Source organism: Lentzea sp. NEAU-D7 (genome assembly GCF_026242055.1).
In the GTDB taxonomy this organism is placed as follows: Bacteria; Actinomycetota; Actinomycetes; order Mycobacteriales; family Pseudonocardiaceae; genus Lentzea.
Genome location: NZ_JAPJDL010000001.1, coordinates 42,967 through 67,905, shown reverse-complemented (window position 1 = coordinate 67,905; position 24,939 = coordinate 42,967). Strand labels below are relative to the sequence as shown.

Below are 24,939 nucleotides of genomic sequence, written 5' to 3'. Positions count from 1 at the left end.
CTGGCCGGCGGTTCCCTCGGCGAGGCCGGCCCGGTCGTCCGGTGACGCCACCCGCCGGATCGAGTCGTCCACCCACTCGGCCACCGGCGTCAGGTCCGGTTTGGGTACTCTCGGACCGCCTGACGGAAGGACCTGGGTGGACGACTCGTCGAAGGTCGGTGGGCATGCCCGCGCGGTGCTGGCCGCCGCGGAGGCGTTCCGCGCCGAGGCCGCTGGGGTGCGCGGAGAACCGGACCGGTTGCTGGCGCTCGCCGCCGCGCAGTACCAGGCGGTCCGGGACTCGCTGGTGGCCGAGCGGCTCCGCGCCATGCCGGTGGACAAGCTGCGGGACACGAAAGCGAACCTGCGGCTGAGCCAGCTGAAGGCCGCCGGGTACCGGACGGTCGCCGACGTCGCGCAGGCGCGGCCGGAACAACTCGACGGCGTCCCCGGGGTCGGCAGGCAGTCCGCCGAGCAGATCGTGCGGGTCGCCCGTGCCGTCGTCGACGGCCTCGCGCGCGAGACGACGGTCCGGCTGAACCCCGACCGCGCCGACCGCGCCCAGACCGAGCTGCTGCAGCTGATGTCCAAGCTGCGCAGGGCGAACCAGCTCGTCGCCCCGCTGCGCGAGCCGCTCGACGACGTGCTGGGCAGGGTCGACGCCGACGTGCGCGCCGCGTCCCGTGCCTGGAGCCGGGTGCGGATGTTCTTCTCGCTGAGGAAGAACCGGAGGGCCGCCCTCGACTCGCTCGGCCGGCTCGAGGCACTGCTGGCCAGTCGCGACGTGGCGGCGTTGCGCGCGGTGGGCACGCAGCTGCGCGTGCCGGACCTGGACCACCGCGCGCTGTGGCGCGACTACGAGCTCGACGCGGCCGCCTACAACACGCTCCTCGCCGACCTCGCGGGTGCCGACGCGGTCCCGGATCGCAGTGCCGCCAAGGGTTTCGTCCCGGCCGACATCGAGCACGAGGTCGACGCGACCGCGCTGGACACCAGCCTGCTGAAGGTGGCGCTGCGCGGCTACCAGGTGTTCGGGGCCAAGTTCGCGCTGGCCCGCAAACGCGTCATCATCGGCGACGAGATGGGGCTGGGCAAGACGATCGAGGCCATCGCGGTGATGGCGAGCCTCGCCGCCGGCGGACGCAAGGGCTTCCTGGTGGTCTGCCCGGCGAGCGTCGTCGTCAACTGGGTCAACGAGATCGCCCGGCACAGCGACCTGGTGCCGCACCGGATGCACGGCGCGGGCCGCGACGGCGCGGTCGGCACCTGGCTGGCGCAGGGCGGCGTCGGCGTGACGACGTTCGGCACGCTGCCGAAACTGGTGCTGCCGAAGAGGTTCCGCCCGGCTCTGGTCGTGGTCGACGAGGCGCACTACGTGAAGAACCCGGACACGCAACGCTCCCAGGCGGTCAACGCGATCGTGCAGCGCGCGGAACGGGCGGTGCTCCTCACCGGCACGCCGATGGAGAACCGCGTCGAGGAGTTCCGCACCCTGGTCGCCTACCTCCAGCCGGGTGTCGCGGCCCGCACGGGCGCCACCGACGCCGTGGTGGGGGCGAAGGCCTTCCGCCGCGTCGTCGCACCGGTGTACCTGCGGCGCAACCAGGAGGACGTGCTGGGCGAGCTGCCGGAGCTGCTCGAGGTGGAGGACTGGGTCGAGTTCGGCAAGCAGGACCGGGCCGCGTACCTGGACGCGGTGCGCGAGGGGAACCTGATGGCGATGCGCCGCGCCGCCTTCGCACCGGGCACGCCCCGCGGCTCGGCGAAGCTGGAGCGGCTGCTGGAGATCATCGAGGAGTCGAGGGACAACGGCTGGAAGGTCGTGGTGTTCTCGTACTTCCACGACGTGCTGGACGCGGTCGCGGACCACGTCGAGGTTTTCGGCCCCCTGACCGGCGCGACGTCGGCGCAGGGCCGTCAGCAGCTGGTGGACGACTTCACGGCGTGCGAGGACCACGCGGTGCTGGTGGCCCAGATCGAGGCGGGCGGCGTGGGCCTCAACATCCAGGCCGCGTCCGTGGTGATCATCGCCGAGCCGCAGTGGAAGCCGAGCACGGAGGACCAGGCGATCGCCCGGTGCCACCGGATGGGCCAGGTCCGCAAGGTCCACGTGCACCGGCTGCTGGTCAAGGACAGCGTGGACGCGCGGGTGCAGGAGATCCGCGACCACAAGACCCTGCTGTTCGACCATTACGCGCGCGAAAGCGACACGAAGCACTCGCACGCGAACGCGCTGGACTCAGCGGTGTCGGTGGAGCAGCGAGTGGTGCAGGCCGAGCAGCAGCGCCTCGGTCTCTAGGCCGCCGCCCGCCCGGCGGCCACGATCGCGTCGAGCACGAGGTCCAGGTCGGCCTGCGTCGTGCGCGGGTTGATCGTGCACAGCCGCAACGCCAGCGCGTCGTCCACCGCGGTCGTCGCGATGAGCATCCGGCCGTCCTCGTTGACCTCCCGGCAGATGGCGGCCTGCAGGTCGTCCGTCCCGCCGCGGTGTCTCAGGCAGACGATCCCCAGTGCAGGCCCTGCCACGAGGTCGAGCTCCGGGATCTCCCGGACGCGGGCCGCCACGTGGTCGGCCTGGTCGAGTCCGTGGTCGATGGCCGCGCGGAACGCCGCCACGCCGAAACCCTTGAGCGACAACCACAGTTTCAGCGCGCGGGCCGCCGTGGTGAACTGCACGCCGTGGTCGGACAGGTTCGTCTCGGCGCCTGCGGGCCGCGAGAGGGCCAGGTAGCCCGTCTGGGCGCGGAACCTGTCGATGGTGAACGCGCGGTGCAGGACGTCGGGGTCCCGCACCAGGACACAACCGATCTCGTAGGGCTGGAAGAGCCACTTGTGCGGATCGATCACCACCGAGTCGGCTTCGTCCAGTCCGCGCAACGCCTTCCGGCCGCGTTCGGTCAGCGCGGCGGCGGCGCCGTGCGCTCCGTCGACGTGCAGCCACAGCCGTTCTTCACGGCACAGCGCCGCGAGTCCGGGCAACGGGTCGATCGCGCCGGTGCTTGTAGTGCCCGCGTTCGCCAGCACGAGGAACGGGCGCAGGCCCCGCGTCCGATCGGCGCGGACCTCGCGCAGCACCACGTCCGGGTCCATCGCCGGCAGCATCCGCACCTGCTCCTGCCGCAGTCCGATGACGTGGCACGCGCGCAGCACGGCGGGATGGGTCTGGTCCGAGCAGTAGAGCACCCCGCCCGTCGCGTCCGGACCGAGGCGGTCGTCCCGCGCGGCGGCGAGCGCGGTCAGGTTGGCCAGTGCGCCACCGGGCGTGAACACCCCGCCGGAACCTTCGGGCAGACCGAGCAGGGCGGCGAGCCAGCGCGCGGTCACCAGTTCGACGGCGGCCGGTCCCGCGCCGACGGGCCACGCGCCGGGAGAGGTGTTGAAGCCGGCGGCCAGCAGGTCGCCGAGCACACCGAGGAAGTTGTTCGCGCTGGGGATGAACGCGAGACAGCCGGGATGGCCGAGCCGCAGCGACCGCGGCAGGACCTCCTCGGTCAGGAACGTGACCAGCGCGCCCGGATCGGTGGGCTGCTCCGGCACGGGTTCGTCGAGCACGTGCCGCAGCTCGTCCCGCGTCGCCGGGGTGCGCACCGGCTGGTCGCGCAGTCCGGTGAGGTGGTCGACGACGAGGTCGACCACCTGATGACCGAGCTCGCGCATCCGGTCGGGCGGCAGGTCGAGCCATCCCGCGGGGTCAGGCATCCTCGACCACCAGCGCGTGCCGCACGGCGCGGATCCACTCCTGCGCCTGCGCGCAGAGCTCCGGCCTCGCCGACACCGGCGCGACGGGACCGGGGAACTGCAGCAACGCGAGTTCCTCGCCCGGCCGGATGCGGTCACCGGGGTGCGCGTGTGCCCAGAGCAGTGCCTCTCCGGGCCGCAACGTCGCGAGATCACCCTCTCCGTGCCGCTGCAACCGGCCTCGCACCAGCCGGTGCACTCCCGAGGTGATGACGGACCGCAGCACACCGGCCCGGCCGGCGGTGACGACGAGCTGGCTGAGCCTCAGACAGCGGGCCCGGACCTCCTCGACCGGCACGGACGGCAGCAGCGACGCGAGCACGTGCGTGCCGAGGGAGGGGAGCAGTCCCGCGGCGCGTTCCTGCGCCTGCACCAGCGACACCACCGTCTGGAACCTGGGGTTGATCTCGATCGCCACCACGGCCGCGTCCGGCGTGACGAGGAGGTCGAGCCCGAACGCACCCAGGAAACCCAGCTGCGCCAGCTGGTTCCCCACGGCCGCGCACACCTCGCGGCAGCGTGCCGCGGCTCCGGCCGGGAGATCGTCGTCGGCGACGAGCTGGTTGCCGCAGTGCGCGCCCCAGTACGGCGTCAGCTCCGCGATCCCGACCAGTTGGTGGGACAACGCCGACACGACGGTGCCCTGCCGGGTGACGCACCCGCTCACCGTCACCGGAACTCCGTCGACGTGCGCGGACACCCTCAGCGTCTCGCCGCTCCACGCCCTGAGCGCCTCGGCGAGCTGGTCCGGCGTCGTGACGTGGCGCGTGCCCTTGCCGGTGAGGTTGTTGGCCCTGCGCTGCACGACGAGAGAACCCGTTGCGCCGGCGGGGATGTCGTCCCTCACCACCCACGTGCGCGGCGTGGCGACCCCGGCCCGTTCGAACAACGCGAGCGAGGTGATCTTGTCCGCCGCGGTGGCCACCGCGGCGCTGTCCGCGGCGAGCAGGTGCAGTCCCGCCGCGGCCGCCCAGGCGTGTGCTCCGAGGCCGTCCTCGGGCGCGAAGCTGACGGCGACACCCCGGGGCGCGGGACGACGCACCGGCAGCCGGACGTCCGCCTCCGCTCTGTGGTCGCGGCGGGCCAGGCGCAACCACGGGATGGCCGGTGCGGCCGAAGCGCCGAGGAACGGGGACCGGTCCTGCCAGGTGAGGTCGGGAGCGTGCCGGCGCAACAGGTCCGTGCCCTCGCCGGACGGTACGCCGCTGATGGTCAGCACCGCGGGTCAGAGGACCGTGAAGGTGCCAAGTGAGGACTGCCGCGTGATCCCTTCCTCCGACAGGCACAGCAGCAGGTCGGTCGCCGGCGCCGCCTGCACGGCCTGAGCGGACCGCCCGGCGAACACGCCGCCGGTGATCGTGCCGATCTTGGTGATCACGTCGGCACCCGGCGCGGAGGTGACGGTCACGGTGTAGGTGAACGTGCTGGTGCTGCCGTCCGCCCAGGTGATGACCCTGGTCTCCGGCACGGCCGCGAGCGGCTCCAGGCATCCGGCGCTGCGGTCCACGACGAACTCGCTGGTGCCGGTCGCGGCGACGCTCCCGGTGCACGAGGTGTACTCGTCCCGCACCGTCGTGCGCAGCGGCCGCGGCGTCAACACCACGCCGGGCGAGTACGACCAGTGCGACGAGGTCGTGCACACCACGACAGGTGCGTCCGCGAGTGCCGGCACACCAGGTGCGGCGAGCGGGACGAGGGCGGCCGCGGCAACGCCGAGCACACGACAGGACTGGGCGAGGTGGGCCACTTGTTCACATCCGGACTTCGCGGGGCGGCACGGCGTCCGGATGGTATTGATCAGGTGCTGAACTCCGTAAGGAGGTGTCACCCGAAGGTGTTCCGCGGTGATCTCATCGGCGCAGGTCGGCCGCGCCGGCCCCGTCCAGGCGCACGAAGCCGGCCGCGCGCAGCCGCCGGGTGGCGCTGTCGTCGATGCTGATCCTGCTGAGCGAACCGTCGATGATCGTCCCGCCGACCGTGAGAGCGATGAGCAGCCCGGGGAACAGGACTGTGCGCACGAGCATGGCCCAGCAGGCCGCGAAGCCGATCCGGCGGCCGTCCTTGACGCGGACGAGGCGGGTCCCGGTGAGCACCGCGCCGACCGCGCGGCCGTTGCCGAAGAACAGGCCGTAGAGGACCGGAACGCCGAACAGCAGACCGAGCACCGTCAGCACCGCCGCGTTGTCGGAGACCTCGCTGTGACGGGTGGCGAGCACGAACGCGACGAAGCCGGCGAAGGCGCAGAACAGGTACACGGCGAAGTCCGCGGCCCAGGACAGCAGCCGCGCCCATCCGCCCGCCGTGACGTAGAAGGTCCCGTCCTCGAACGTGTCGAGTCGCTTCGCGGTCGTCGCACCGAACTCGCGTTCCACGTGCTGCTTGACGACGTCCATCCGGCTCGGCGGCCGGTCGGCGGCGGTCATGGTGCTCTCCCCCGGCGTGAAAGCTCGAACGTAGCCGACGCATTCCCCTTGCCGGTAGGGGTTGATCAACCGCTTGACGGCACCCAGGCCGGCGTGATCCGGTCTCCCGCCGGCCTGGGCACGGGTAACCGCGTCATCTCGTGTCGGCCGAGCCGGCGAGCACCGGCACGGGGATCTCGAAGTGCACGGTCTGGTGGCGGTCCGGGTCACCGTCGCGGGCGTCGCAGACCTCCACCGCGACCGAGCGCCAGAACGCTTCGGCGCCGGCCACGCGGGTGTCGGTGTGCAGGTAGATCTGTTCGTAGCCGGGGGTTTCGGCGATGAACCGGACCGCGGCGCCGACCAGTGCCCGCGCGAGGCCGCGGCGGCGGTGCTCCGCCCGGACGTACACCCGGAACAGCTGGGCCGTCCGGTCGCCGGAGTAGCGCTCGGCGATCCACGCCGGGTGCGGCGGGCTGGCCGGTCCCTGTGCCCGCACGGCGGTGGTGCCCACGACCTCGTCACCGTCGACCGCGACGAACAGCGCGTGCCTGGGCGTGTCCAGGTAGGCGCCCGCCAGGTCGATCACGTCGGTGTGCCACTGGGGGCGGTAGCCGTGGCCGAACTCGCGGTAGAAGGTGTCCAGCATGACGCTGCGGGCACCCGGCAGGTCGGCGTGGGTCGCCAACCGCACCTCGTAGGGGTGGTGGTCGTTCACTTCATCCTCTCTTTCGCGCCGTCCAAAGTGGTCGCGACCGGACCGTGGATGACGACGCGTCCTTCGTGGAGCACGGCTACCCGGTCGGCCAGCCGGGCCACGACGTCCAGGTCGTGGCTGATCAGCACGAGCGCGCACGGCACGCTCGCGAGCAGGTCGAGCAGCCCGGCGCGGGTCACCGCGTCCAGGCCCGAGGTGATCTCGTCGCACACGAGCACCTCCGGTTCGGCGAGCAGGGCGCGCACCAGTGCGGCCCGCTGCAGTTCGCCGCCGGACAGGCCGCGCGGCAGGCGCAGCATCGTCTCGGAGTCGAGGCCGACACGGGCCAAGGCCGCGAGCGCCGACGTGCGGGCGTCGGCGGGGCGCACGTCGCGCAGCCGCACCGCAGTGCGGGCGACCTGGTCCAGCACCGGGCGGTGCTCGTCGAACGACCCCCGCGCGTCCTGGAAGACGTACTGCACGGCGGCCAGCGCGGCTCGGGGCCGGCGGCGCAGTGACCGCGCGAGCGGCCGGTCGTGCAGCAGCACCTCGCCGGTGGCCTGCTGGTGCAGGCCCGCCAGGCAGCGTCCGAGGGTGGTCTTGCCGCTGCCGGAACGGCCGACCACCGCCAGCCGTTCGCCGACGTCCAGATCCACGTCGTGCAGGACGGTGGCGTCCCGGTACCGCGCGGTCAGGCCGCGGACTCGCAGTCGTGGCGCCCGTTCGGGGACCTCGGAGAGGACCTGCGGCACCGCGTCGAGCAGCGCGCGGGTGTAGTCCTCCTGCGGATCGGTCAGCAGCTCGGAAGCGGGTCCGGCCTCGACGACGCGCCCCGCGCGCAGCACCACGATCTCGTCGGCGAGCGCCCGCACCACCTCCACGTCGTGGGTCAGCAGCACCAGCGCCACCCCTTGGGCGACGACGGCGGCGAGCTCGTCGACGACCTCGCCGCGCGTCAGGGCGTCCTGCCCGGTGGTGGGCTCGTCGGCGACCAGCACCGCCGGGTCGCCGACCAGCGCCTGGGCGAGCACGACCCGTTGCTGCTGGCCGCCGGACAGCTGGTGCGGGTAGCGGCGCAGCAGGCCGGCCGGCACCCGCGCGCGGTGCAGTGCCGTGGCCACCAGTGCGTCGGGGTCGCCGTCGTGCAGCGCGGCGATCTCGCGGAACACGGCACCCAGCCGGCGCACCGGGTTGAGCGCGGAAGCGGGCTGTTGCGGCACGAACCCGACGCGTCCGCGCACCTCGACGTGCCCGCTGACCGACACGCCGGGGGAGTGCTCGCCGAGCAGCGCCAGGCCGGTGGTGGTCTTGCCGCTGCCCGAGGCGCCGACCAGGGCCAGGACCCGGCCCGCGGACAGGGCGAAGCTGACGCCGTCGAGCAGCACCCGCCCGCCCGCCTCGGCGCGCAGGTCTTCCACGTGCACGACCGGGGTCATGTCCGAACCTTCCGCAGTGCGCGGTCGAACACCAGGTTCAACCCGATCGACAGGGAGATGATCAGCAACGCGGGTACCACCACGGCCCACGGCTGCAGGAACAGGCCACCGCGGTTGCGGTCCACCATCACGGCCCAGTCCGCCGCGTCGGGCGGCACGCCGACACCGAGGAAACTCGCCGAGGCCACCAGGTACAGCGCGGAGGTGAGCCGCACGCCCAGATCGGCGGCGAGCGTGCGCAGCATCGACCGTCCGGTGTAGACGATCGAGGTCTGCCACCACGACTCGCCCTGCATGCGCATCGCCTCCAACGCCGGCCGTGCCGCGATCTCCAGCGCCGTGGCGCGCGAAAGACGGGCGACGTCGGGGAAGTTGACGAGCGTGACGATGCCGACGAGCACGAGCAGACCTTGGCCGGTGATGGCGGCCACGAGGATCAGCACCAGCAGCGACGGCACCGCCAGCAGCACGTCGAGAGGCCTCATCAGCGCCTCGTCGACCAGCCGCAGCCGAGCGGTCGCCGCGATCACGCCATAGGGCACACCGACCAGGTAGGACAGGGCGGTGGCTAGCAACGCCACCAGCACGACCGTCTGGCCGCCCGCGAGCACCTGGTGCCAGGTGTCCCGGCCCACGAAGTCGGTGCCCAGCAGGCCCAGCGGCATGAACGGGGCGCTGCGGGCCGCCCGCTCCGGCACGAACAGCGGTCCCAGCAACGCCAGCGCCAAAGGCACCACAATCAGCACCCCGCCGATGCCCGCCCGCTTCACGCGACCACCTCCGTGCGCGGTGCCAGGCGGAACCCCACCAGGTCGGCCACCAGGTTGACGGCCACCGTGGTGACCGCGAAGACCACCGCCAGGCCCTGCACCACGGGCAGGTCGCGGGCGGCCACGGCGTCCACCAGGACTGTCCCGAGGCCGGGGATCACGAACACCGCCTCGACGACGATCACCCCGCCCAGCAACCAGTCCGTGGTGCGCGCGACCTGCTGCACCGCCGGCGACAGGGCGTTCGGCAGGGCGTGGCCGAACCGGACCCTCGTCTCGGCGATCCCCAGGCGGCGCGCGTGGCGCACGTAGTCCGACTCCAGCGCGTCGACCATGCCCGCGCGCACCAGGCGGCTGATCGAGCAGATCGGCCGCGCCAGCAGCACCACCAGCGGCAGCACCAGCACCGCGGGCTCGGCGAGCACGTCCGCACCGACCGCGGTCGGCGGCAGCCACCCCAGCCGCACGCCGAACACCGCGATCAGCACCACGGCTAGCGCGAACTCGGGAATCGAGTGCAGCGCCACGCTGACCGACGTCAGCGCCCGGTCCAGCAGGCTGCCCTCGCGCAGCGCGGCGAGCACGCCGACCAGCACCGAGATCGGCACCAGCAGCACCAGGGTCAGCACCGCCAGCACGATCGTGGGGCCGATCCCGGCGGTCAGGAACTCAGAGACCGGCCGTCCCGAGACCAGGGACTCGCCGAAGTCCAGCCGGGGCAGTCCGGTCAGCCACTCGGCGAACCGCTCGGGCGCGGGCCGGTCGAGGCCCATGGCCGCGCGGATCTGCGCGATCCGCGCGGGGTCGGGACTGTCCCCGGCCAGGGCCACCGCCGCGTCTCCCGGCAGGGCCTCGACCAGGAAGAACACGAGGGTGACCACGGCCAGCACCTGCATCAGCCCGAGCGCGGCCCGGCGGGCCGCGTAGGACGCGAGACTCACCCCAGCCACACCTTGTCGAACCGGGCCCAGTCCAGCGTGTTGGCCGGCGCGGTGGAGATCCCGCCGACGTTCGGCTTGGCGCCCACGATCCAGTCCGCGAAGCCCCACATCAGGTAGCCGCCCTCGGCGTGCAGCACGCGCTGCATCTCCTGGTAGGCCTGGGTGCGCGCGGACTGGTCCGAAGTGGACACCGCCTTCTCGTACAGCGCGTCGAACTCCGGCCGGGCCCACTTGGTCACGTTGGTGCCCGATCCGCTGAGCAGGCGCTGCGCGACGTGGGTCTCGATGGGCATGGCACCGGACCGGAAGCTCGACAGCGAGCCGTTCTTGAGCGTGTCGGCCCAGTAGCTGTCCTTGTTGCCCTGCACGACCTCGATCGTCAGGCCGGAGCCCTTGACCTGGTCGGCGAACACGGTGGCGGCCTCGACCATGCCGGCCGCGGCGGTGGACGTGTCGAGCTTGACCACCAGTCCCTCGGCGCCCGCCTTGCGGATCAGGAACTTCGCCTTGTCCAGGTCGCGCTCGCGCTGCGGGAGGTCGGCGTAGTGCTGGTAGCCCTTGCCGAACAGGTCGTTGCCGACCTGGCCGCTGCCCGCGAGCACCGACTCGACCAGCTGTGGCCGGTCGGCGAGCAGGAACAGCGCCTCCCGCAGGTCGCGGTTGTCGAACGGCGCCCGGTCCACCTTCATGGCGAACGCCTGCACGGCGCTGTTGGGCGCGCGGTGGATCGTCATCCGGTCGCCGGAGGCGTGGCTGCGGGCGGTGGTCGGGGTCAGGTCGTGCGCGTACTCGACCTGACCGCCCAGCAGGGCGTTGGTGCGCGCCGACTCCTCGTTGGCGATCACGAACTCCAGCTCGTCCAGCAACGGCGCGCCCTCCCAGTACTCGGGGTTGCGCTTGAGCAGCACGGACCTGCCCGGCTCGAACGACACGAAGCTGAACGCTCCCGACCCGACGGGCTTCGTGAAGTCCTCGGCGCCCTCGGGAACGATGTAGGCGCCGAACGCCGCGAGAGCGTTCGGGAACTCGGCGAAGGGCCGCTTCAGCGCGAACTCCACGGTGCGGTCGTCCACGGCGCGGCTGTTCGGCAGGTCGATCAGCGCGAGGCTCGACTTGGCCCGGAACGCGCGGTTCGGGTCGAGGATGCGCGCGTAGCTGGAGAGCACGTCCTGGGCGCGCACCGGTCTGCCGTCGTGGAACACCGCCTTGCGCAAAGTGATCCGCCAGCGGGTCAGGTCGGCGTTGGGCTCCCACTTCTCCGCGAGGCGCGGTTGCGGTGACACGTCGCCGCCGAGGTCCGCGAGCTTGTCGAACATCGCCTTCGACCGCGCGGCCTCGACGAACAGGTTGGCCAGGTGCGGGTCGAGGACCTCCTTGGCGCCGCCACCGGCGAACGCGGCGCGGAGCCTGCCGCCGGTGCGCGGCGCGGAGGAGGCCGGGGTCGCACCGCTGCCGCACCCGGCGAGGGTGACGACGGCCAGACCGGAGGTGAGGCCGAGGAAACCGCGGCGGTTCAGGGACATGCTGGTTCCTTTCACTGGCACCCGCTTCGGCGGAGGCGGGCCACGACGTGGAGGCGGTCGCCGGACAGCGCGCCGCTCAGCGGGGCGTCGGCGGTCCAGGGCTGGTCGGTGCGGGGACCGGGCTCGTCGAACAGGGCGAGCACGTCGAACCCGGCGAGGTCGAGCAGGTGGCGCAGCTCCTGCGGGAACAGCAGCCGCCAGGCCGACCGCTGCACGAGCGGTTCGGCGCGCTCGGCCCACTCCCACGCGCGCCGGCGGCGCAGCAACTGGGCGGCGTGGTCGATCCACAGCTCGGTGTGCGAGGTGTACTCGATGTCCCGCCACGTCACCGAGCGAGTGCGCACGCCGTCGAGGAGTTCGGTGTTGCCGAGGAAGAACGCGCCGTTGCGCATCTCCGCCACGAACAGACCGCCGGGGGACAGGTGTGCCCGGCAGCGGCCGAGGAACGCGTCGAGGTCTGCGTTGGTGTGGCAGTACAGCATCGCGCTGTCCAGGCACGTGATGACGTCGAAACGACGGCCCAGGTCGAAGGAGCGCATGTCTCCCGGCGTCACGTCGACCGCCGGGTGGTGCTCGCGCACGTACGCGAGCATGTTCTCCGAACTGTCCACTCCGGAGACCCGATAACCGTTGCGGGCCAACCAGCCGGCGTCGCGGCCGGTGCCGCAGCCGATGTCGAGCAGGTCCCGTCCGCCGCCGAACCGGGTCACCACGTCGTGCACGAACCGGGCCGCGACGTGATCGGGATCGGGGAACTGGTGCTCGTACAGCTCGGGGTTGTCGGTGAGCAGGTTCATCGGGCGACCTCCGGCTGTCGTGGCGTGAGCGCGCCGCGGCGGTGCAGCCACGCGACCCCGGCGGCGCTGAGGAGCCCGATCGCCACGCACACCAGGGACGCGAGCCGGTCACCGAATCCGATGACCCAGCCGATCGCGGTGTTGCCCAGGGCGGCGGCCAGCCCGGACCCGAGGTAGAACACGCCGAACTGGGTGCCCGCCAGACTTTCCGGGCCGAACGAGGGGATCAGGTCGTAGACGAGCGGGTTCGCGATCATCACGCCGACGGCCAGCGCGAGCGTGGCCACCAGCACCGGCACGAGGCCGGACCACAGCGCCGGCACGGCGAAGCCCGCGCCCATGACGGCGAGGCCCGCAGCGATCGCCGGTCCCCGCGCGCGGTCCGACAGCAGACGGGTGATGCGCACCTGGAACAGCAGCGTGGCGACCGTGGACACGACGAACAGCGCGGCGACCACGCCCGCCGATCCGGTGGCAGTCTGCGCCTGGATGGGCAGCAGCAGGTAGAGCTGGTTCTGCAGCACGAACATCCCGCTCAGCACGCAGGTGAACGCCACGAACCGGCGGTTCGCCAGGCACTCGCGCCAGTCGCCGAGCACCGACCCGCCCCGGCGGGTGGCCGGACGGGCGGGCAGCACGACGGCCTGGGCGATCGTCAGCGCCGCGAAGATCCCGGCCGCCACGACCGCGGCGATCCGGAAGTCCCACAACAGCAGCAGACTGCCGAGCACCGGGCCGAACAGCGCGCCCGCCTGGGCGTGGACGTTGAACCGGGCGAAGGCCTCGGTCCGCGCCTCGCCCGCCTCCAACGCGATGTACGCTCGCACCGCCGGGTTGAACAGCGCGCCCGCGAGCCCGCTGAGCACCGACGCGGCCAGCACCACCGCGAGCGAGTCGCCGATCGCGAAGAGCCCGAACCCCACCGCGCGCAGCGCGCAGCCGGCGAGGATGACGGTCCGCGGTCCCAGCCGGTCCGAGGCGGTGCCTCCGACCAGGAACAGGCCCTGCTGGCTCAGCGTCCGCACGCCGAGCACCACGCCGATCACCGCGGCGGACATGCCCAGGTCGCCCAGGTGCACGGCGAGGTAGGGGATGAGCAGGTAGAAACCGGTGTTCACGGCGAACTGGTTGACCAGCAGCAACCGCACCGGCAGCGCGAACCGGCTCATCGCCGCACCACGCCCAGGCCCGGCACCCCGGACAGCCGCAGGATGCCGTCCTCGCCACCGAGTCCGGACCACGGGTCGTGGGCCAGCAGCAGGTGCCCGTCGAGGTCGGCCCACCGGGCGTGCCCGGCGAGGTGGACCGCGGGCGCGATGCCGAGCGAACTGGCCACGAGGCAGCCGAGCATCACGTCCAGCCCGCCCTCGCGGGCGGCGGCGATGATCTCCAGCGCCGGGCGCAGGCCGCCGCACTTGGCGAGCTTGACGTTGACGCCGTCCACCGCGCCCGCCAGCCTGCGCACGTCGGCGACCGTGGCGGCGTCCTCGTCGGCGACCAGCGGCGCCGGGCAGCGCTTCCGGACCCACGCCAGCGCGTCCGGGTCGCCGGGCGGGATCGGCTGCTCCACCGCGTCGAGCACGACCCCGGCCGCGGAGATCCGCTCCACCACCCGCACCGCCTCGTCCGGGCTCCACCCGCCGTTGGGGTCGAGCACCAGCCGGGTGTCCGGCGCGGCGGCCCGGACCGCCGCCACCACGGCGACGTCCCGTTCCGGATCGGCCCCGGCCTTGACCTTGAGCACGGAGAACCCGCGCCCGGTCAGCGCGGCGGCCCTGGCCGCCGCGTCCTCGGGTGTGGTGATGCCGATGGTGTACGCGGTCGGGGTGTCGTGCCAGTGCGGGACGCCGGCGAGCGCGTGCACCGGCACGTCGCCGCGCAGGCCGAGCAGGTCGTGCAACGCCGCGTCGACCGCTGCCCGCACACCCGCCGGGATCGCGGTGTCCGCGTGCAGGACGTCGAGCGCGGTCTCCGGCGAGCCCGCGTCGGCGAGGACGGGCCGCAACCGGCTCAGCAGCGACGTGATCGCCTCCACGTCGAGCCGGTAGTAGACGCTGGTCACCACTTCGCCGTGGCCTTGTAGACCGTCGTGCGTCACGACGACCCGCACGGCGTCCCGGCGGGACATGACGGACCTGGAGATGCGCAGCGGCGTGTCCAGGTCGAGTCCGTAGACCTCCCAGTCGATCTTCACGCGAGCACCGCCGCCCGTGGCGCGACGACCGAGCGGGAACGCGTCCAGCCCGTCGCCTCGACGTGGTGCGGGTCGCCGATCTCCACCGGCCGGTCAGCGGCGGGCCCGAGCAGGTCGCGGGCGTGGCAGAAGTCGTCGTCGAAGATCGTGCCGAGGTAGCGGTGTGGGCCGTCGGGGAAGACGGTCGCCACCACCGCGCCGGGCTCGACCCTGGCCGCCCAGGCGGCGACCAGCGCGACGGCGCCGCTGCTCCAGCCGCCGGTGACGAAGGCGTCCCTGGCGAGCCGGCGGCAGGCGTCCACCACCTCGACCGGGCCGAGCCAGTGGACCTCGTCGAACTCGGCGTAGGCGACGTTGCGGGGGTGGATGCTGCTGCCCAGCCCGCGCATCACCCTGGGCCGCGCGGGTTGGCCGAAGATCGTGGAGCCGACGGCGTCCACGCCGATCAGCCGCACGCCGGGCCAGTACCGGCGCAGCTCGCGGACGACGCCGGCGCTGTGCCCGCCGGTGCCCACGCTGCACACCAGCACGTCGACGGGGTCGAGCTGCTCCACCAGTTCCCGGGCCAGCTCCGCGTACCCGCCGGGGTTGTCGGGGTTGTTGTACTGGTCGGGCCAGTAGACGTCGGGGTACTCGCGCAACACGGCTTGGAGCCGGTCCAATCGAGCCTGCTGCCATCCACCGACCGGGTGTGGCCGGTCGACCACCTCCAGGCGGGCCCCGTGGGCGCGGAGCAGGGCGCGCATCGACGGCTCCAGTTCGCTGTCCACCACCAGGACCACCGGGTGGCCGAAGGCCTGGCAGGCGAACGCGAGGCCGAGCCCCAGCGTGCCGCTGGTCGACTCGACGACCACGGCGCCGGGGCGCAGCTCACCGCGTTCACGGGCGGCGCGCAGCATGGACACGGCGCCGCGCGCTTTCATGCCGCCGGCGCTCAGGCATTCGAGCTTGGCCCAGAAACCGCCGTGCCGGTGTGGCAGCGGTGCGTCGATGCGGGCGACCGGGCTCCGTCCTAGGAGGTCGAGCAGGTGCCGGTTCTGGCGGGGGACCGTCACGACGGGCGCTCCGTGTGGTGGTGGATCGTGGTGGGGCCGCCGTCGAGCCAGAAGAACGGGTACGGCTCGGCTGACACGGCGCGCACGCCGGTTCCGATGAACCACGGCAGGATCGCGCTGGCTGTCTGTGCGAACAGGACCATCGGCTTGCCCGCTGCTGCGGCGCGCCGCAGCAGCGGTTCGAACGTGCCGTTGCCGACCGTCATCCCCGATGCCAGCACGAGATCGCACGCGTCGAGCGCGCTCTCCGCGTCCGTGGCGATCGGCTCGTCCCACTCGGTGTGGCCGCCCTTGAGGTCGCACGGCACGTAGGTGGCGCCTCGCTCCCGCAGGTGGTGCAGCAGCGAGTTGACCACCCCGACCACGAGGACCCGGTCGCCCGGTGACGGGTCAAGCAGGTCCACGACGGCCTCCGCCCGTGCCATGGACTTGGCCAGGGAACTGCCGGGACCGACGGTGAGCGACTTGGTGGCGTACAGGTGGTGCGGGCGGACGTGCGCCAGGTACGCGTCCAGCGCGGCGGTGCGGATGGCCGGGTGCGGGTGGCCGAGCAGGTCGAGGACCGTCGCCCCGACGCAGGCGTGCACGTCGTCGTCGGCGATGTCCTCCACGGCGCAGGAACCGATCGCCTCCTCCACGCGCAGGCTGACCACGGTGTTGCGGTACGACTGCCCGCGCGTGGCGTGCCGGGCGCCCTGCCTGGTGGTGAAGCCGACGGACACGGTGCACGCCGCCGGGTCGGCGCCCAGCCCGCCGCCGCGGACGAGCTCGACGAGGTCGGTGAGCGTCATGCGGGCACCTCGGCGTAGTCGACCGACAGACCGGCCACGAGCTGCTCGGCCCGCGCACGCGCGCCGAGGCCGGCCGGATCGGTCACCACGACGTGGCCGAGGTAGCTGTTGTTGCTGGTCGGGTCGCCCGCCCGGTGGCCGGGCTGCTTGATCGACCAGTCCACCACGTCCGGCGCGGTGCCGAGCGCCTCGGCGCCGCGGACGGCGGAGACCAGCCCGGAACGCCGGGGCAGGACGAAGGAGATCGCCGCGCTGCGCACACCGGTGTCCGCGGGGCTGAGTTCCGGTCGTTCACCGACGGCCAGCTGCGCGTACGCGGCGGGCAGGTCGACGCCGGTGACGCGGCGGACCAGTTCGGTGATCTGGTTGCCGGCCGGGCGCGGGTTGACCTCGACGAGCTTCGGGCCGTCGGAGGTCAGCTTGACCTCGGTGTGCGCGACGCCGCGGTCGAGGCCCAGCGCCTCGATCGCGGCGACGGCGACCGCCTCGGCCTCGGCGGTGGGCAGGTCGGCGGGGAACATGTGCCCGCTCTCCACAAACCACGGCTCGCCCGCGATGCTCTTGTCGGTCACGCCGACGACGTGCGTGGTCCCGTCCACCGTGACGGTCTCCACGCTCACCTCCGGCCCGGTCAGCAGTTCCTCCACCAGCACGGTCCGGACCCTGGGCTGGTTGCGGGCGTTGACCGGGAACGCCTCCATCGCGGCGAACGCCTCGCGCAGCTCCGACTCGTCGGCCACCTTGCGCACGTGCATCCCGGCGCACAGGTCGACCGGCTTGACCACCAGCGGGTACCCCAGCTCCGCGGCGGCCTTGGCGAGCGCGGGCCAGTCGTCGGCGAGGGCGAAGCGGGGACCCGGCACACCCGCCTCGCGCAGGGTGGTGCGGGTGAGGTCCTTGCGGCAGGCGCGTTCCACGGCGAGCGGATCGGGGCCGGGCAGGCCCAAGTGGGCGGCGACCCGTGCGACGGCCGGGAGGTAGTAGTCGCAGGAGGAGATCACACCGTCGAAGCGCAGGACCGCGTGCATCCGTTCGACGTGGTCGAGCAGCGCCGGCACGTCGTTGGTCTCCGCGGTCAGCACGTTGTCCGCGGCCAGCAACGGGTGCGGGTGCGACGGGGCCGCACGCAGGTAGTGGTGCAGATCGCGGGTCAGGAACGTGAAGCGATGCCCCGACTCGTTGACCGCCCTGGGCAGCAACGAGCTCATGGCACCGACCCAGCTCTCGATCATCAACAGGTGACCCACCAGTCCTCCTCCTCGGTCGCGAGCCGTGCGGCCGAACCTACAGAACATGGTAATCATTATCGATGTCGTTTCGACACCGCCCTCCCGGGAAAGACGGGGAGGCGGTGCGCCTGAGCCGGATGGTGCGTCCGGCCGGGCTAACGCCGGAGCCGCCATGACGGCCAGTCGGACCACTGCGGCCGCGTTTCCCCGGGCGCGAGGACGACTGTCCACACAGGATCAGAGTGAGGGGCGCATGGCTGAGGACCGGCAGACCGGGATCCGCGGCCGGAGGAGCGCGTTCTCGACGCCTGCTGTGGCACCGGCGCTGACGACTCCCGAGGTGGCCTGGCAGGTGATCATCGGATCCGGGTCCCGCGGTGCCCTGGAGAAGGTGCCCGCGGACCGGTGGGACACCGTGCGCGCGCTCTATCTGACGTCGCTGCGGGATGCCGGCGTGACGGGGCTCGACGCCGCCACCCTGATCGGCAGCGGGCGCCGCGCCACGTGACGTGGACCTCGTGAGCTAGATGCAAATGATTGTCATGAGCTAACGTCACCGTGTTAACGCTCTCATGACGACAGGAAGCTCACATGCACCTCCGCGCGCCGCTGGCCGCCGTCGGACTGTCCGCCGTCTCGGTCCTCCTCGCCGGGTGCTTCGCCGCCGGGGCCGGGCAGACGGCCGGTCCGTCCGGAGACCACCGGATCAAGCTGGCCATGATGCAGCCGCCGCGTTCCGGCCTGTCGCCGTTCAGCGACGACGCGTTCAAGCTGTCGCGCTGGTCCACCGCGGAGACGCTGGTGACGCTGGACGGCAACGGGGACGCCCGCCCCGGGCTCGCCACCGAGTGGCGGCGCACATCGGACACCGCCTGGGAGTTCACCGTCCGGCCGGGGGTGAGTTTCCACGACGGCAGCGTCCTGACGGCCGCGGTCGCCGTGAACACCCTCACCAGGTCGGCGAAGGCGGTGCCGAAGCCGCGCATCCTCGACGGCGTCGCGCTGACCGCGGCCGTGCAGGGGGACAAGCTGGTCGTCACGACGGGCACGCCGGATCCGTTGCTGCCGCAGCGCTTGTCGTCTCCGCAACTGTCCATTCTGGCCGAGAGCGCGTACGCGGCGGACGGCAAGGTCACCCCGGTGGGCACCGGCAGCGGGCCGTTCCGGCTCGTGCGGGTCAACGGCACCACCAGCGCCACCCTCGACCGTTACGACGGCTACTGGGGAGACAAGGCGAAGGCCGCGGGCATCGACGTGTCGTTCGTGCCGGACGGCACCGCGCGCGCGGCGGCGATCCGCAGCGGTGAGGCGCACATCGCCGAGGCGGTCCCGGTGTCGCAGGCCGCGCTGCTCGACGCGCGGACCGTCAGCGAGGTGCCGATGCCGCGCACCAACACGCTGTACCTCAACACGAAGTCCGGCCCGTTCGCGGACCCCGCGCTGCGCGCCGCGGTCCGGGAGACGATCGACCGCGGCCAGATCGCCGGCACGGTCTACGAGAACCGCGCCGACGTCGCCAAGGGACTGCTCGGGCCGGCGCTGCCGTGGACGGTCCAGGCCAGGAAGGAGGTGACCGGCCGCGTCACCGCCGGCCGGGCGGACGGCGCCACGATCACCCTGGCGACCTTCACCGACCGCGCCGAGCTGCCCGAGGTCGCTTCTCTTGTGCAGCAACAGCTCCAGGACGCCGGGTTCAAGGTGAACCAGGTCGTGCGCGAGTACGCCCACATCGAGCAGGACATGCTGGCCGGCAAGTTCGACGCGTTCATCCTCTCCAGGGCCACCGTGCTCGACTCCGGTGACCCCGTCGCCTACCTGAAGTCGGACTTCACCTGCGCCGGCTCGTTCAACATCGCCCGGCTGTGCGACGAGAACGTCGACCAGGCCGTGCGCAAGGCCGAGGGCGCCGAAGCCGGCGACCAGCGCCGTGCGGCGATCCTCGAAGCCGAGGCGGCCGTGCTGCGGACCGACGCCGCCATCCCGATGCTGCACGAGCGCGTGATCCAGGGCGACGCGACGTCGGTCGCCGACTCGGTGAAGGACCCGCGGGAACGCGCGCTCGTCACCTCCGCCACGCACGTGAAGTGATGACGGAGTCGTTGCGGGTCCTGGCTTCCCGCTGCGGTGCGGTCGCACTGATCACCGCCGTGGTGGGACTCCTGCCGTGGCTGTCGGGGCGTGATCCTGCGTTGTCGGTCCTGCGCGCGCTGTCGGCGGAGCAGGAGCCGACGGGGGAGGCCCTGGACGCGGTCCGGCAGCAGCTCGGGCTCGACGCCGGTCCCGCCACCGTGCTCACGCGGTGGGTGCTCGGGCTGCTGCGAGGCGACCTCGGCCGGTCGTGGATCAACGGAGCGGAGGTGCTGCCGAGCGTGCTGTCCGGTCTCGGAGTCTCCCTGACGCTGATGGGCGCGGCGCTGCTCGTGGTGCTCGTGGTGGCATCGGCCCTCTGCCTGCCGACCTTGCTGCGAGGCGCCCGCGGCGATGCGGCCGCGACGACCGGAGGTGCGGGCGCCGCACTGGCCGCGCTGCCCGAGTTCCTGCTGGCCGCGGTGCTGCTGGTGTCCCTGTCGGTGTGGCTGGGCTGGTTTCCGCCGTACGGCTGGGACGGCCCGCTTCACCTCGTGCTGCCCGCGCTCGCTCTCGGCGTTCCCGGAGGCGCCGTGCTCGGCACGCTGCTCAACGACGTGCTGCCGGCGGTCTTCCGGGAACCGTGGGTGGCGGTGTGGAGGTCGTGGGGGTGTGACCGCCCGGTTCTCGTCCGCGGAGCGCTCCGGCGCGCCCTGCCGCCGTTGCTGCCCCAGGCAGGTCTCGCGGTGGTCGGTCTGACCGGCGGTGCCGTGGCGGTGGAAGCCGTCTTCGCGGTGCCCGGCATCGGGCGCGCGGCGCTCGGGGCGGCCAGAGCGCAGGACGTGCCGATGCTGCAGGGATGCGTGCTCGCGCTTCTCCTGCTGGGCCTGCTGGCCGGCGCGGTCGTCGGCGCGGTCCGCCGGCGCATGCTCGGTCCCGCGCTGCGGGACGCCGCGCTGTCGTTGCCGCCGCACGCGCGGTGGGTGCCGACCAGGCTGCACGTCGCCATTCCCCTGGGGGCCGCCGCGCTGATGGCGGTGGTGATCGCCTGGGGCCTGCTGCGCGATCCACTGCGGATCGACGCCGCGGCCAGGCTGGCGGCACCGGCCTGGGCACATCCGCTGGGCACCGACGGACTCGGCCGCGACGTCCTGGCACGGGTCGCGCACGGCGCACCGGCGACGATCGGCGTGGCCGCCGCCGTCTGCGCCTGCTCGTACGTGGTCGCCCTGGCCATCGGCTTCCTGCCGAACACCGCCCGCGGCCTGGCGGAGGCGGCGAACGCGGTGCCGCCCGTGATCGCCGGCATCCTCGTGGCCGCGGTGCTGGGCCCCGGCACGTTCGGCGCCTCGCTGGCCGTCGCGCTGGTCTCGTGGCCCGCCCTCGCCGCACACGCCGCCGCGCTGGTGGAACAGACGCGGGCGGCCACCTACATCAAGGCCCATCGCGCGCTCGGCGCGTCACCGTCCCGGATCGAGCTCCGCCACGTGCTCCCGGCCGTCGCCGGCCCCGTCGCCCGCAACGCCCTCCTGCGGCTGCCCGGCATCGCGCTGGCGTTGGCCTCACTGGGTTTCCTCGGTCTCGGCGCCCAGCCACCCGCTCCGGAGTGGGGCCTGATGCTCGCGGAGTCGCTGCCGTACATCGAACGGGCACCGCTGGCGGCGCTGAGCCCCGCGGTGATGCTGCTGCTCGTCGCCGTCCTCGCGATGTCGTTGTCCGCGCTGGCTTCCGCCCGGATCACACGGTCCGCGGTGCCGTCAACCGGTTGATCGACCCACATCTTCCGGCGGACGGCGCTGCGGTCATCGGCGGGGCCCCGCCGCCCAGGCCGCGGCCACCTGGCAAGCGTTCGACGAGAACTGCGAAACCACCAACGGCCTCAACGGCGCGATCGCCGCTGTCCGGCTGATCCCGCCGTCACAGCAGGGCCTGTCCGGCCGCGCGTCAGCGGCGCCGCAGCGACTGCTTCACCACGTACGCGCCCGCCAGACATGCGCAGAGGAACAGCACGATCGGCACGATCAGGGGCCATTCGAGCAGCAGGGTGGCCACTCCGGCGGCACTCACCAGGAACATCGCCACCATGCCGTTGCGAACCCTCGGATCCATCTCACTCCTTCAAGTCAGATCTGATGAGTGATCCCTTGCCGCCAACGCCTCTGTTCGACATGCGCGGCCGGTATTTCAGCCGTTCGTCTCGCGGATGTCGTTTCCGTGCTCCGCGAACGCCTTGAAGTCCTGCATGTGCTGCAGCGACTGCTTGCGGAACGCGCCCGGCATGAGGAGCCCCACCAGCCGCATCATCACGCCACTGAACCGGTACTCGTTCTCGCTCACCCAGAGCGTCGTCTCCGGACCGGTCTCGGTCAGCAGTTCGCGCGCGACGCTCCACATGCCCTTGCCGGCGATCTCGCGTTCGAAGAGGACAACGCTCTCTTTCGGGATGTTGTGCAGGTCGGCCGGTTCCCGGCGAGTGATGGTCTCGGTGGCTTCGAACTTCTGCTGCCCCGTCTGCATCACCACTCGTGACTTGGTGCCGACCTGTCCGTGCACTCCGCTCAGCGGTTCGTGCAGCACCATGCCCCGCAGCCACTTCGGCAGGTGCTCCGGGTCGGCGAGCAGTTGGGCGACCCGCTCGCGCGGCAGGGCGATCTCCAACGAGACGGTGTACTTCATGGCGGAGCGCTCCAGTTCTCGGGTGAATCGAGGCACGCTAACAGCTTCGGCTCTTTGGAAATCGCGTCGGCGCGCGGGTTCGCGGCCGCCGACGCCCCGGCACGTCGAGCAGCCTGAATCGACGTTGACACCGTGGACGGCCGTTGAATAGCGTCGTGCCACCATCTCCTCACCGGTGGCGCCACGTCACGGCGTTCTGGATGATCGACAACCCCGACGTGCACGGCCACCGTCGAGCCTGCCTGCGCCACCTGCTCAACGAGTGGGATCCGATCGGCGTCGCCGACGTCGTGGACGACGAGTACGACTGCCTCCTCGCCCCGCTCTGGGACAGACTCACCCGCGGGACCACCCGTGCCTCGCTGTCGGAGTACCTGTGGACCGAGATCGAGGACCACTTCGGGCTCGACCCGGAACGGTGCGGCGTAGACGCCTTCGTTGACCGGTTGCTCGCGCTGGCAGCCACCTGGCCCAGTTCGGACGGGTGAGACCTGTTCGGCAGATCAGCCTTCCAGGCCGCGCGCCAAGAGCTTGCGCTGGGTCCGCCGCCCTTGCGCCACCATGAACGGAATCGCCCGCAGCCCGAAGCGGGGAAACGTGTCGGCGAACCGGGCCAGCGCTCCGCGCCACCGCGGAACGGTGGTGACCGGCCTCGGCCGGTCGAGCACGGCGGCGACCGCGGCGGCGATGTCGGCGGGCCGCAGCAGCGTGCCGGAGAACGACAGCGCGGCCGACGGGTCGTCGAGTTTGTCGTGGAGCATCGGCGTCCAGATGCCGTCCGGGCAGACGCACGAGATGTCGACGTCCCGAACGCCCGCCTGCCGGAGGTCGGCGAGGGTGCTGAGGCTGAAGCCGATGGCCGCGTGCTTGGAGGCGGCGTACACCGCTTCGCCCACGACGGCCGTGATGCCCGCAAGGGACACGATGTTCACGACGTGCCCGCCGCCGTGGCCGCGCATGGCCTGGATCGCCGCGACCGTTCCGTTGATGGTTCCGAGGGTGTTGACCTCGATCATCAGCCTGCGGGTGGCGGCGTCCTGCTCCCAGGCGGGGCCGGTCACCAGGACGCCCGCGTTGTTGACCCAGACGTCGAGGCGGCCCGCGCGGGCGACGATGTCGTCTCGTGCCGCTTCCACGGCCGCGTCGTCCCGCACGTCGAGGACCCGCGCGGTCGCGCCGATCTCGGCGGCCGTCGCGGTCGCGGTGGCTTCGTCGACGTCGGTGACCAGCACCGTGTAGCCGCGTTCGACCAGCATCCGCGCGACCAGTTTGCCCACACCGCGACCGGCCCCGGTCACGACCGCGCCTGCTTTCGCCGTCATGGCAGGAGTATCGCGCCCTTTGTGCCGTCGAAACACACCCGACGCGACGACACCTGGAGACGTGTCACGTGGAGTGCCACGTCACGGCGGTGTCGGGGGTCGCGCGGGTGGTGCGGAAGCCGTTGGCCGGATGCGCCGGGTCGGGGTGGCCGAACGAGACTCCGACGACGACGCGCCTGGTGTCCGGGAGCTCGAAGTGCTCGCGCAGGAAGCCGGAGTACCCCGCGAGCGCGGCCTGCGGTGCCGCGGCCAGGCCGAGGCTCTGGGCGGCGAGCAGGAACGAGTTGAGGTAGAGGCCGCAGTCGATCGCGCCGTAGACGCCGAGGTCGGCCTCGGTGGTGATGATCGCTACGTGCGGCGCGTCGAACAGCTCGAAGTTGCGCAGCATCTGGCGGGCGGTGCGCTCGTGGTCACCGCGTTCGATGCCGAGGCTGGTGTAGAGCTGCTTGCCGCACTCCCGGCGGCGTTCCTGGTAGACGCCCGTGTACTGGGTGGGAAAGGGGAAGTCCGGCTGGCCAGGGTTCTTCTGCAGGTGTTCGAGCAGCCGCGTGCGCAGTCTGTCCGTCGCGGCGCCTTCGGTCACGGTCACGTGCCACGGCTGGGTGTTGCACCAGGACGGGGTGCGCTGGGCGAGGGCGAGCACCTGCTCGATGGTGTTCCTCGGGACCGGCTCGGGCAGGAACTGGCGGCAGGTCCACCGCTCGGTGAGCAGCCGGTGCAGCGCCTCGTGCAGGTCAGGGGCCGTGCTCACAGGGAACCTCCGGAGATGGTCTCTTTTCGAGACCGACGCTAGCACGGCGCAGTCTCGAAAAGAGACCATCTTCGGTTAGGGTCGGCGCATGCGGTACGAACAGCTCGCCGACCTGCCCTGCTCGATCACCCGCCCGCTGGTGGTGCTGGGGGACAGGTGGACGTTGCTGATCCTGAAGGAGGCGTTCGCGGGTGTGCGCCGGTTCAACGCGTTCCAGAGCAACCTGGGAATCCCGCGCAGCCGCCTGCAGGACCGGCTCGGCCGGCTGGTGGAGCACGGGATCCTGGTGCGGCAGCAGGCCGCCGACGGCGACCACGCCGAGTACCGGCTGAGCCGCAAGGGGCACGACCTGTACCCGATCCTGATGGCCATCAAGGACTGGGGCGACACCTACATGGCGCCTGACGGACCGCCCGTCCACTACCGGCACCGCGAGTGCACGGGCGAAGCGCGGGTCACGCTGGCGTGCGACTGCTGCGGAGAACCGATGACGGCGCACGACGTTCTGCCCGAGGCCGGTCCCGGTCTGCTGGCGCAGGTCGATGCGCAGGGCTAGGGCCGCCCGGCCGCG

25 protein-coding genes are annotated in these 24,939 nt (G+C 72.3%); 6 read left to right on the top strand and 19 right to left on the bottom strand.

What is annotated here, in order from left to right:
* Positions 1-136 precede the first annotated feature (136 nt).
* A complete protein-coding gene (locus ORI60_RS00220) occupies positions 137-2,278 on the top strand; it encodes a DEAD/DEAH box helicase (RefSeq protein ID WP_266032476.1) in 2,142 nt (713 codons plus the stop codon).
* Here ORI60_RS00220 and ORI60_RS00215 read toward each other — a convergent pair.
* From ORI60_RS00215 to ORI60_RS00145, 15 genes are all read right to left on the bottom strand, one after another.
* Positions 2,275-3,678 (bottom strand): pyridoxal phosphate-dependent decarboxylase family protein, encoded by a 1,404-nt coding sequence (locus ORI60_RS00215; protein WP_266032474.1) that lies wholly within the window; start codon positions 3,676-3,678, stop codon positions 2,275-2,277. The two genes, ORI60_RS00220 and ORI60_RS00215, sit on opposite strands and share 4 nt — an antisense overlap.
* Positions 3,671-4,936 carry an ATP-grasp domain-containing protein gene (locus tag ORI60_RS00210; protein ID WP_266032471.1) on the bottom strand — a complete coding sequence of 422 codons (1,266 nt, stop codon included), beginning with the start codon at positions 4,934-4,936 and terminating at the stop codon, positions 3,671-3,673. Before ORI60_RS00210 ends, ORI60_RS00215 begins: the two co-directional genes overlap by 8 nt.
* A 6-nt stretch (positions 4,937-4,942) precedes the next feature.
* On the bottom strand, positions 4,943-5,464 hold the full coding sequence (locus tag ORI60_RS00205; protein ID WP_266032469.1) for a hypothetical protein: 522 nt from the start codon (positions 5,462-5,464) through the stop codon (positions 4,943-4,945).
* A 103-nt stretch (positions 5,465-5,567) separates the two neighbouring features.
* Positions 5,568-6,140, bottom strand: coding sequence for a hypothetical protein (locus ORI60_RS00200; RefSeq protein WP_266032467.1), 573 nt, complete (start codon positions 6,138-6,140; stop codon positions 5,568-5,570).
* A gap of 133 nt (positions 6,141-6,273) precedes the next feature.
* Positions 6,274-6,837, bottom strand: a complete 564-nt coding sequence (locus ORI60_RS00195; protein WP_266032466.1) for a GNAT family N-acetyltransferase — start codon at positions 6,835-6,837, stop codon at positions 6,274-6,276.
* On the bottom strand, positions 6,834-8,252 hold the full coding sequence (locus ORI60_RS00190) for an ABC transporter ATP-binding protein (RefSeq protein WP_266032464.1): 1,419 nt from the start codon (positions 8,250-8,252) through the stop codon (positions 6,834-6,836). Before ORI60_RS00190 ends, ORI60_RS00195 begins: the two co-directional genes overlap by 4 nt.
* Entirely contained in the window at positions 8,249-9,022 is a 774-nt protein-coding gene (locus ORI60_RS00185; RefSeq protein ID WP_266032462.1) for an ABC transporter permease, read from the bottom strand. The genes ORI60_RS00190 and ORI60_RS00185 overlap by 4 nt, the downstream gene beginning before the upstream one ends.
* Positions 9,019-9,963, bottom strand: coding sequence for an ABC transporter permease (locus tag ORI60_RS00180; protein ID WP_266032460.1), 945 nt, complete (start codon positions 9,961-9,963; stop codon positions 9,019-9,021). Before ORI60_RS00180 ends, ORI60_RS00185 begins: the two co-directional genes overlap by 4 nt.
* Positions 9,960-11,486: an ABC transporter substrate-binding protein gene (locus ORI60_RS00175; protein WP_266032458.1), complete on the bottom strand. Its 1,527-nt coding sequence runs from the start codon at positions 11,484-11,486 to the stop codon at positions 9,960-9,962. The genes ORI60_RS00180 and ORI60_RS00175 overlap by 4 nt, the downstream gene beginning before the upstream one ends.
* An 11-nt stretch (positions 11,487-11,497) precedes the next feature.
* Positions 11,498-12,283, bottom strand: coding sequence for a class I SAM-dependent methyltransferase (locus tag ORI60_RS00170; protein ID WP_266032457.1), 786 nt, complete (start codon positions 12,281-12,283; stop codon positions 11,498-11,500).
* Positions 12,280-13,452 carry an MFS transporter gene (locus tag ORI60_RS00165; RefSeq protein WP_266032456.1) on the bottom strand — a complete coding sequence of 391 codons (1,173 nt, stop codon included), beginning with the start codon at positions 13,450-13,452 and terminating at the stop codon, positions 12,280-12,282. Before ORI60_RS00165 ends, ORI60_RS00170 begins: the two co-directional genes overlap by 4 nt.
* On the bottom strand, positions 13,449-14,477 hold the full coding sequence (locus tag ORI60_RS00160; RefSeq protein ID WP_266032454.1) for a dipeptide epimerase: 1,029 nt from the start codon (positions 14,475-14,477) through the stop codon (positions 13,449-13,451). The genes ORI60_RS00165 and ORI60_RS00160 overlap by 4 nt, the downstream gene beginning before the upstream one ends.
* A complete protein-coding gene (locus ORI60_RS00155; protein ID WP_266032452.1) occupies positions 14,474-15,532 on the bottom strand; it encodes a PLP-dependent cysteine synthase family protein in 1,059 nt (352 codons plus the stop codon). The genes ORI60_RS00160 and ORI60_RS00155 overlap by 4 nt, the downstream gene beginning before the upstream one ends.
* Positions 15,529-16,323, bottom strand: coding sequence for a Rossmann-like domain-containing protein (locus tag ORI60_RS00150; protein WP_266032451.1), 795 nt, complete (start codon positions 16,321-16,323; stop codon positions 15,529-15,531). Before ORI60_RS00150 ends, ORI60_RS00155 begins: the two co-directional genes overlap by 4 nt.
* Complete coding sequence (locus ORI60_RS00145) at positions 16,320-17,570, bottom strand: ATP-grasp domain-containing protein (RefSeq protein WP_266032450.1); 1,251 nt, start codon at positions 17,568-17,570, stop codon at positions 16,320-16,322. Before ORI60_RS00145 ends, ORI60_RS00150 begins: the two co-directional genes overlap by 4 nt.
* A 235-nt stretch (positions 17,571-17,805) precedes the next feature.
* On the opposite strand from ORI60_RS00145, the gene ORI60_RS00140 reads away from it, so the two are divergent.
* From ORI60_RS00140 to ORI60_RS00130, 3 genes are all read left to right on the top strand, one after another.
* The gene (locus tag ORI60_RS00140) at positions 17,806-18,060 is read left to right on the top strand and encodes a hypothetical protein (RefSeq protein WP_266032449.1); all 255 of its coding nucleotides are present in this window, start codon (positions 17,806-17,808) and stop codon (positions 18,058-18,060) included.
* A gap of 83 nt (positions 18,061-18,143) precedes the next feature.
* Positions 18,144-19,640, top strand: a complete 1,497-nt coding sequence (locus ORI60_RS00135) for an ABC transporter substrate-binding protein (protein WP_266032448.1) — start codon at positions 18,144-18,146, stop codon at positions 19,638-19,640.
* The gene (locus tag ORI60_RS00130) at positions 19,640-21,388 is read left to right on the top strand and encodes an ABC transporter permease subunit (RefSeq protein WP_266032447.1); all 1,749 of its coding nucleotides are present in this window, start codon (positions 19,640-19,642) and stop codon (positions 21,386-21,388) included. Before ORI60_RS00135 ends, ORI60_RS00130 begins: the two co-directional genes overlap by 1 nt.
* A gap of 175 nt (positions 21,389-21,563) precedes the next feature.
* On the opposite strand, the gene ORI60_RS00125 is transcribed toward ORI60_RS00130, so the two are convergent.
* Both ORI60_RS00125 and ORI60_RS00120 read right to left on the bottom strand, forming a co-directional pair.
* The gene (locus tag ORI60_RS00125) at positions 21,564-21,728 is read right to left on the bottom strand and encodes a hypothetical protein (protein ID WP_266032446.1); all 165 of its coding nucleotides are present in this window, start codon (positions 21,726-21,728) and stop codon (positions 21,564-21,566) included.
* Positions 21,729-21,803: 75 nt separating this feature from the next.
* A complete protein-coding gene (locus ORI60_RS00120; RefSeq protein WP_266032445.1) occupies positions 21,804-22,331 on the bottom strand; it encodes an SRPBCC family protein in 528 nt (175 codons plus the stop codon).
* Positions 22,332-22,450: 119 nt separating this feature from the next.
* Between ORI60_RS00120 and ORI60_RS00115 the strand changes: the two genes are divergently transcribed.
* Positions 22,451-22,783 carry a hypothetical protein gene (locus tag ORI60_RS00115; RefSeq protein WP_266032444.1) on the top strand — a complete coding sequence of 111 codons (333 nt, stop codon included), beginning with the start codon at positions 22,451-22,453 and terminating at the stop codon, positions 22,781-22,783.
* 15 nt (positions 22,784-22,798) lie between these two features.
* On the opposite strand, the gene ORI60_RS00110 is transcribed toward ORI60_RS00115, so the two are convergent.
* Positions 22,799-23,617 (bottom strand): SDR family oxidoreductase, encoded by an 819-nt coding sequence (locus ORI60_RS00110; protein ID WP_266032443.1) that lies wholly within the window; start codon positions 23,615-23,617, stop codon positions 22,799-22,801.
* Positions 23,618-23,681: 64 nt separating this feature from the next.
* Positions 23,682-24,368 (bottom strand): nitroreductase, encoded by a 687-nt coding sequence (locus ORI60_RS00105; RefSeq protein WP_266032442.1) that lies wholly within the window; start codon positions 24,366-24,368, stop codon positions 23,682-23,684.
* A gap of 88 nt (positions 24,369-24,456) precedes the next feature.
* Between ORI60_RS00105 and ORI60_RS00100 the strand changes: the two genes are divergently transcribed.
* Entirely contained in the window at positions 24,457-24,924 is a 468-nt protein-coding gene (locus ORI60_RS00100; RefSeq protein WP_266032441.1) for a winged helix-turn-helix transcriptional regulator, read from the top strand.
* Positions 24,925-24,939: the final 15 nt, after the last annotated feature.

What these genes read in the sequence shown, in the direction of transcription:
- ORI60_RS00170 (WP_266032457.1), bottom strand. Translation starts at nt 12,283, where the DNA reads ATGAACCTGCTCACCGACAACCCCGAGCTGTACGAGCACCAGTTCCCC.
- ORI60_RS00140 (WP_266032449.1), top strand. Translation starts at nt 17,806, where the DNA reads ATGGCTGAGGACCGGCAGACCGGGATCCGCGGCCGGAGGAGCGCGTTC.
- ORI60_RS00100 (WP_266032441.1), top strand. Translation starts at nt 24,457, where the DNA reads ATGCGGTACGAACAGCTCGCCGACCTGCCCTGCTCGATCACCCGCCCG.
- ORI60_RS00215 (WP_266032474.1), bottom strand. Translation starts at nt 3,678, where the DNA reads ATGCCTGACCCCGCGGGATGGCTCGACCTGCCGCCCGACCGGATGCGC.
- ORI60_RS00125 (WP_266032446.1), bottom strand. Translation starts at nt 21,728, where the DNA reads ATGGATCCGAGGGTTCGCAACGGCATGGTGGCGATGTTCCTGGTGAGT.
- ORI60_RS00165 (WP_266032456.1), bottom strand. Translation starts at nt 13,452, where the DNA reads ATGAGCCGGTTCGCGCTGCCGGTGCGGTTGCTGCTGGTCAACCAGTTC.
- ORI60_RS00130 (WP_266032447.1), top strand. Translation starts at nt 19,640, where the DNA reads ATGACGGAGTCGTTGCGGGTCCTGGCTTCCCGCTGCGGTGCGGTCGCA.
- ORI60_RS00135 (WP_266032448.1), top strand. Translation starts at nt 18,144, where the DNA reads ATGCACCTCCGCGCGCCGCTGGCCGCCGTCGGACTGTCCGCCGTCTCG.
- ORI60_RS00110 (WP_266032443.1), bottom strand. Translation starts at nt 23,617, where the DNA reads ATGACGGCGAAAGCAGGCGCGGTCGTGACCGGGGCCGGTCGCGGTGTG.
- ORI60_RS00175 (WP_266032458.1), bottom strand. Translation starts at nt 11,486, where the DNA reads ATGTCCCTGAACCGCCGCGGTTTCCTCGGCCTCACCTCCGGTCTGGCC.
- ORI60_RS00200 (WP_266032467.1), bottom strand. Translation starts at nt 6,140, where the DNA reads ATGACCGCCGCCGACCGGCCGCCGAGCCGGATGGACGTCGTCAAGCAG.
- ORI60_RS00150 (WP_266032451.1), bottom strand. Translation starts at nt 16,323, where the DNA reads ATGACGCTCACCGACCTCGTCGAGCTCGTCCGCGGCGGCGGGCTGGGC.
- ORI60_RS00190 (WP_266032464.1), bottom strand. Translation starts at nt 8,252, where the DNA reads ATGACCCCGGTCGTGCACGTGGAAGACCTGCGCGCCGAGGCGGGCGGG.